Origin of the sequence: Sandarakinorhabdus sp. (assembly GCF_031422795.1) — a bacterium.
Classification (GTDB): Bacteria; Pseudomonadota; Alphaproteobacteria; order Sphingomonadales; family Sphingomonadaceae; genus Sandarakinorhabdus.
The window spans coordinates 1-6888 of record NZ_JANPML010000256.1 but is presented as its reverse complement, the minus strand read 5'-3'; the positions used below and the strand labels follow the sequence as shown (position 1 = coordinate 6888).

Below are 6888 nucleotides of genomic sequence, written 5' to 3'. Positions count from 1 at the left end.
CCACGCAGGATTTCGATGCGATCAGCCAGCAACGGGTTGGCGGCCACCGCGTGATCGACCGAGGTGTTGGACACGTCGAAACTGCCGATGCCATCGGTCAGCACGCGCACGCGTTCATTATCAAGGCCGCGCAGGATCGGGCGGGAGGCGTTGGGGCCAAAGAAGCTGGCGCTCACGCCGGGCTGGCGCGCCAGGGTTTCACCGATCGTGGAGCGCAACTGGCGTTGCAGATCATCGCCCTGCAACACCGAAACCGCCGTCGCCACCAGCTTGCGATCACGCGCGTAGGGGGAGGACACGATGATTTCCGGATCGATCGAACCATGCTGGTTGTCATTTGGGGCCGCGTCTTCGGCCAGCACGGGGGCGGCCGACAGCAGCAACAGGGTAGCAAGCGACAGGTTAGCAAGCGACGGGCGCGGGGTCATGGGATCAACTTCCTGATGAACGAACAGGAAGTCGCGATAGGATGATACGATGTATCACGTCAAGCGCTACGTCCGCATCGCAGCGTTCGGCGATGGGCAAGAAAAAAGGGGCGGTGGCCTGGCCACCGCCCCTCAAATCTTTCACCCGGAGCCGGATCAGGCAGTCTTGGCCTGGGTCGCAGCGAACTGGCGTTCAAACAGCGGGCTGATCAGCGACAGGCTGAACAGATGGGCATAGATCAGGCCCATCAGGCCGGATTGCACCATCTTGCGAGCCTGATCGCCGCGCAGGTTCTGCAGCTTGCTTTCATCGACCATGCGGAAACCACGATACACCGCCGGCTGGGCCAGGCCATCGCGCTGGATGGTGACTTCGCCATCCATCAGCAGATCAAGCTTGGTTAGTTCTTCCATGAAACCGCGCGTGCGCATCACGGCCTGTTCGAACTGCTCGCAGAACTGCAGGATGGCCTTGGTGGTTTCGGTCGGATCGGTGCCGTCGAACAGCTTTTCGCCTTCGTTGTCGACCACGATGCCCGCCGTATCGTCAAAGCACAGCGACAGTTCCTGGGCATCCGGGGTCAACCGGGCCAGCATGAACGGATAGCGGCGCACAAAGGCGGGCACATAGGCGTTGGCTTCCCACTGGTCGTCGGCGCCCAGATAGAGATTCTCGCCTTCCTGCAGGCCGACCAGCGCCAGCGGAGCGGGATTTTCGCCCACGCCGAACACGATCGGATAGCTGCGCTGCACCAACGGGAATTCATCCACGGTCACCGGAATGGCGTGGGTGCCGCGGGTAAAGCCCAGATCGCCGCGCGGCTTCAGGCCATGGTTCGGGTGCAGCTGCGACGACAGCGGCGCCAGGCCGTTGTAGAACAGGGGAAGCTGATTGGCAGGAGGCTGGCTGGCCATGAGATTTCGCGCACTTTCGTGATTGGAGTGAAGAATTACTGCGCTTTCCTAGTGCGGCATTGTTGCTTCTGCAAGACTGCGCTGCGCCAGCGTGACCCGCCCGATCAATAGACCTTGCCCGGGTTCATGATGCCACCCGGATCAAGCGCCTGCTTCACCGCGCGCATCGCCGCCAGGCGCGCCGGATCGCCCAGCCGGCGCAGATCATCCCGCTTCATCACCCCGATGCCATGTTCGGCCGAGATCGAGCCGCCCGCCGCTGCCACCATTTCGTGGACACGGGCCGTGATGGCCGCGCGGTGATGGGCGATCCACGCGGCAGCACCCTCGCCGCCCGCGGAATCCTGGGGAGCGCGGACATTGAAGTGCAGATTGCCATCGCCCAGATGCCCGAACGCCAGCACACGGGCGCCGGAAAATTCGGCCTCGATTGCCGCTGCCGCCACTTCCGCGAAATCCGCCATCGCCGATACCGGCACGGCAATATCGTGGTGCACCGCCGGGCCGTCGCTGCGTTCGGCCAGCGGCAGTTCTTCTCGGCGGCGCCACAGGGCAGCGGCCTGGCTCTCGGATTGGGCGATCACCGCGTCATCGGCGTCAGCCAGACCCTCTGCCAGCAGTTCGTCCAGCGGCTGCGGCCCGGCCAGTTCCACCAGGCACTGCCAGGCATGGTGGCCAGCCAGCGGTGGCGCCAGGCCAAGGTGGGTAACGACCAGATCGACCCCGGCAGCCGGTATCAGCTCAAAGCTTTCCACCTGCCCGCCGCTCAGCTGCCGCAGCCGGGCCAGCAAGGCGAGCGCGCGTTGTGGCCGGTCCACCCCGGCCCAGCCCACAGCCCGGTGGCGCGGCGCCGGCACCAGTTTCAAGGCCACCGCCGTGATGAAACCCAGCGTGCCTTCAGCGCCAATCAGCAGTTGCTTGATATCCAGCCCGGTATTGTCCTTGGCCAGGCCCTGCAACTGGTGCAGCACGCTGCCATCGGGCAACACGGCCTCCAGCCCGGCGACCAGCGCCCGCATCGTGCCGTGGCGCAGCACCTGCACGCCGCCCGCATTGGTGGCCGCCAACCCGCCGACCGTGGCGGAGCCCTTGGCCCCAAGCGACAGGGGAAACACCAGCCCATGTTCGGCCGCCGCTGCGTGAACATCGGCAAGGATCACGCCCGCTTCTGCAACCAGCAATTGCCCGGCGGCATCAATTTGCCGGATGCGGTTCATCCGCGCGAGACTGACCAGCACCGCCGAGCCATCCGCCGGCGGGATGCCGCCGCCCACCAACCCGGTGTTGCCACCCTGCGGCACCAGGGCGACCCGGTGCGCGGCAGCTGCCCGCACAATGGCCTGCAATGTTGGCACGTCGCGCGGCAACAACAGCAGCGGCGTGGCGCCCCGATAGCGGCCGCGCCAATCGACCAGCCGCGGGCCGATCAGATCGCCATCCTCGCTCCAATCGCTGCCGGCCGCTGCCTTGAGGGCAGCAAGCGCGGCAACAGACGGCGGCGGCGGAATCACAAGATCGGTCATCTGGCTCCCCTACCGGTTTTCCCGGCTCAGCTGAACCCACAGCTTGCAGGCCATATTCAGCCCCCCTATTCAGACGAGGTTCAAGCGGCACCCGGCACCCATCAATCAATCCGGGCGGTTGGGGGCAACCACCAGGTGGTGCAGAACAGCAGAGCTGCACGTTCGACGACAACAGGGGAATAATCACGATTGTCGGCATTTCGGTCTGGCGTGATGGCGAGCGTAGCGGCGCTGCTGGTGATGGCTGGCCCGGCCGTGGCGCAGAACCGCCGCACACTGGCAAGAGCCACAGCGCCGGCCCAGGTGCCGGCCCAGGTGCTGGCCCAGACACCAACGATCGCACCGCAAAGCTTTGATGGCCAGGCCTGGCGGCGCGTGCCGGTGCGGCCGGGCGGTGGCGAAATGCTGGGGCGACCACCCCCTCCGCGCGCCGGACGCAATCGCTGCATCGCCGTCAATGCCGTTGCCGGCGCCCAGCTGTATGGCGATCGCGCCATCGAATTGACCATGCGCGGCGGGCGGCGCTGGCGGCTGCACCTGGCGCAGGATTGTCCGGCGCTCAGTTTCTATCAGGGCTTTTATTATCAGCAGAAAAAGACCGGCCAGATTTGCGCCGGCAGGGATGCCATCGGCGCACGTTCCGGCGGCGAGTGCGCGATTGCCGCCATTGTGCAGGTGCCGCCCGCGGCCCGACCGGCGGCGGCCCGCAACGCCCGCCGCAGGCGCTGAAAAGTCCCGCCGCAGGCGCTGAAAAGTCCCGCCGCCGGCGCTGATTCCGGCCGCCGCAACTGTCAAACTGTTGCACAGCGGACACAGACAGGGCTCCACAACAAGGTGAACCCGGCCAAACCCCGTGGCGCACTGGACAAAATCGCCGTGGCCTGTCCAAACTGATGATTGCGACATGGCGGTCACAAAGGCGTCATGCACCGGCACAGGACCTGGCCATCAGAGCCGCACCGAAAGGGTCCAGCCGTTTGGGCTATTGGGGAGGACGTCATATGAAGATCACGCTTGGAATCCGTGCAGGCCTGGTGGCCAGCGCATCACTGATCGGTCTGGTCGCGTTGCCAGCTTTCGCGCAAACGGCGCAGGGCGAAGAAACCGGCATCGCCGAAATCGTCGTGACCGCCCAGCGCACCGCGCAGAGCCTGCAGGACGTGCCGATCGCGGTGACCGCCTTTGACGCCGGCGCCCTGCAGCGCCAGCAGATCAACAACCCGCTCGATATTCAGCTGACCCTGCCCAACATCACCTTCACCAAGGGCAACTTCACCGGTTCCAGCTTCACCATCCGCGGCATCGGCGATCTGTGCGTCGGCGTCACTTGCGACAGCGCCACCGGCATCCACACCGAAGGTATGCCGCTGTTCGCCACCCGCCTGTTCGAAGCCGAATTCTTCGATCTGGAGCGTGTTGAAGTGCTGCGCGGCCCGCAGGGCACGCTGTTCGGCCGCAACGCCACCGGCGGCGTCGTCAACTTCGTCAACGCCAAACCCCGGATGGACGCCATCCATGCCGCCGGCGAAATCGAATATGGCAATTTCGATTCGCTGCGCCTGAAGGGCATGTTGAACCTGCCCATCACCGACAATCTGGCCATTCGCGTTGCCGGCACCTATCTGAAGCGCGATGGCTTCAGCACCAACGTGTTCAACAACACCCGCATCGATGGCCGCGATCTTTATGCCATCCGCGGCAGCATCCGCTGGGAACCGACGGAAAACACCACCGTCGATGCGATGGCCTATTATTTCCGTGAAAAGGATAATCGCAATCGCAACCAGAAGCAGCTGTGCCAGACCGATCCGACCGGCGTGCTGGGCTGCCTGCCCGGCCGGCGCGACAATGGCTTCCTCAATGCCAATTCCACCTTTGTCGGTACGCTCGCCAGCCGCGAGTTCCTGACAACTCAGGGTGGCGCCGCCTTTGGCGCGCTTGGTCTCGGCAGCCTGTATGACCGCGATCCGTACAACTATGCCGGCCACACCAATCCAGCCAGCGTGCGCGAAATCCGCACCGATTACACGCCGAAATATTTCGCCGAAGAAGAACAATATATGCTGCGCATCCAGCATGACTTCGGCAGCATCAAGGCCCAGGTCACCGGCATGTACCAGCGCAACGCGGTGGACAGCTCGGTCGATTATAACCAGAGCGTGTTCAACCCGGCTGTCGCTTCATCGGCGCTGGCCACTGCCCGCGCCTTTTCGGCGGCCATTCCAGGCCTGACCAACGTGGTCAATGCCACCAGCAACGGCGCGCAGTTCTGCACCTCGCAGTCGGAAGAAACCGGCCTGGGTGCCTATGGCGGGTTCCGTGACTGCTTCTCAACGCCGCAGGATTTCGACCGGTCCAACCAGATCGTTCGCGGCAAGACCTTGGAAGCCATCGTGTCCTCGGAATTTGATGGCAAGTTCAACTTCCTGGTCGGCGGGATCTACGTCGATACCGTGCTGCCCGAAAACAGCTATTATGTGAACAGCTGGGGCATCGACTACCTGGTCGGCGTCCTCGGCGCGGCCAACGGCGGCTATCTCGGCACGCCGTTCTTCCGCAACAACACCAACCGCTTCACGCTCAAGAGCTATGGCCTCTTCGGTGAAGCCTATTACAACTTCAGCGACACCCTGAAGCTCACCGCCGGTCTGCGCTACAACAATGACGAAAAGAATGTCAGCGCCCGTTCGACGCTGGCCAGCTTCTTCGTGCCGTTCGGCACCACCGGCAGCGTCTTCAATTCGCCGGCTGCCCGCAACTTCGACGGCGATCCCAACCGCGCCGGCATTCAGGCCTTCTCGGTGCGCGAAGTGAGCTTCTCGGAAATGACCGGTCGGGTTGTGCTCGACTGGAAGATCACCGAAGACAATCTGATTTATGCCTCCTACTCGCGCGGCTACAAATCGGGCGGTATCAACCCGCCGCTGCAGCCGATCTTCGCCGTGCCGGACACGTTCACCCCGGAATTCGTGGACGCCTTTGAAATCGGCTCCAAGAACAGCTTCCTCGATGGCAAGCTGCGGGCGAACATCACGGCCTTCTACTACAAGTACAAGGGCCTGCAGCTGAGCCGCATCACCGCGCGCACCTCGGTGAACGACAACGTTGATGCCAATGTCTACGGCCTGGAAGGCGAATTCATCCTGGCGCCCACCCGCAACCTGCTGATCAACCTGAACGCGTCGTACCTGCACACCAAGGTGGCCAGCGACAAGTTCCTTGCCAATCCGCGCGATCCGTCAGGCGGTCGCAGCGATGCCGTGATCATCAAGGATATCTCCAACGGCTCCAACTGCGCCGTCGTCCCGACCACGGCCGGCAATGCCGCTGGTGCCAACGGCTTCGTGGCCCAGGCCAACACGCTGATCAACGCGGGTGCCATTCCGGGTCTGCAGGCCGGCGCCGGTCTGCGCGCTCCGGGGGCCTTCCCGACCGACAGTGGCTTGAACGGTGCCACCGGTGCCTTCTCGTTCTGCGGCGTGCTGCAGGCGCTGGCACCCACAGTGGGCGCGGCGTTCGGCGGCGTGCAGATGCTGCCGGAAGGCGTGCTGACCAACCTGCGCGGCAACCAGCTGCCGCAGGCGCCGACCTACAAGTTCTCGGCGGGCGTCCAGTACACGTTCGAACTGGGTGACATGAACCTGATCCCGCGCGTGGATCTGGCGCACACCGGCGAAAGCTTTGGCAACATCTTCAATGGTGCCATCAACCGCGTGCCGAGCTTCACCGTGATCAACGCTCAGATCCAGTTCAACGGCCCGGATGACAAATTCTATGTCCGCGGCTTTGTGCAGAACCTGACCAACAACAGCGCGGTCACCGGCCTGTACGTTACCGATCAGTCGTCGGGCCTGTTCACCAACATCTTCACGCTGGAACCCCGGCGTTATGGTGTGGCCGCAGGCTTCCGCTTCTGATCTGAAGCAACCGGGTCGAATCCGGGCGGGGGGGGGGGGGACAACCCCCCCCCCGGGTTTTATGTGGCGCAGCGGCGCGCGCCCAAGAAAATTTAGGCCCCCCCC

At 64.1% G+C, this 6888-nt stretch carries 5 protein-coding genes; 2 read left to right on the top strand and 3 right to left on the bottom strand.

Annotation, left to right across the window (positions count from 1 at the left end; all coding sequences use genetic code 11):
• The 3 genes from RMO81_RS09300 to RMO81_RS09290 all read right to left on the bottom strand — a co-directional run.
• Nucleotides 1–428, bottom strand: a 428-nt coding sequence (locus RMO81_RS09300) for a Plug domain-containing protein (RefSeq protein WP_310475557.1), incomplete at its 3' end; no start/stop codon positions are given.
• A gap of 156 nt (nt 429–584) precedes the next feature.
• Nucleotides 585–1343, bottom strand: coding sequence for a SapC family protein (locus RMO81_RS09295; protein WP_310475555.1), 759 nt, complete (start codon nt 1341–1343; stop codon nt 585–587).
• A gap of 104 nt (nt 1344–1447) precedes the next feature.
• Nucleotides 1448–2866, bottom strand: coding sequence for an FAD-binding oxidoreductase (locus RMO81_RS09290; RefSeq protein WP_310475554.1), 1419 nt, complete (start codon nt 2864–2866; stop codon nt 1448–1450).
• A gap of 213 nt (nt 2867–3079) precedes the next feature.
• On the opposite strand from RMO81_RS09290, the gene RMO81_RS09285 reads away from it, so the two are divergent.
• On the top strand, nt 3080–3595 hold the full coding sequence (locus RMO81_RS09285; RefSeq protein WP_310475559.1) for a DUF6491 family protein: 516 nt from the start codon (nt 3080–3082) through the stop codon (nt 3593–3595).
• A gap of 272 nt (nt 3596–3867) precedes the next feature.
• The gene (locus RMO81_RS09280; protein WP_310475553.1) at nt 3868–6783 is read left to right on the top strand and encodes a TonB-dependent receptor; all 2916 of its coding nucleotides are present in this window, start codon (nt 3868–3870) and stop codon (nt 6781–6783) included.
• Nucleotides 6784–6888 lie beyond the last annotated feature (105 nt).

Bases quoted from the DNA above. Each gene is read 5' to 3' on its own strand.
- RMO81_RS09295 (WP_310475555.1), bottom strand. From the start codon at position 1,343: ATGGCCAGCCAGCCTCCTGCCAATCAGCTTCCCCTGTTCTACAACGGC.
- RMO81_RS09290 (WP_310475554.1), bottom strand. From the start codon at position 2,866: ATGACCGATCTTGTGATTCCGCCGCCGCCGTCTGTTGCCGCGCTTGCT.
- RMO81_RS09285 (WP_310475559.1), top strand. From the start codon at position 3,080: ATGGCGAGCGTAGCGGCGCTGCTGGTGATGGCTGGCCCGGCCGTGGCG.
- RMO81_RS09280 (WP_310475553.1), top strand. From the start codon at position 3,868: ATGAAGATCACGCTTGGAATCCGTGCAGGCCTGGTGGCCAGCGCATCA.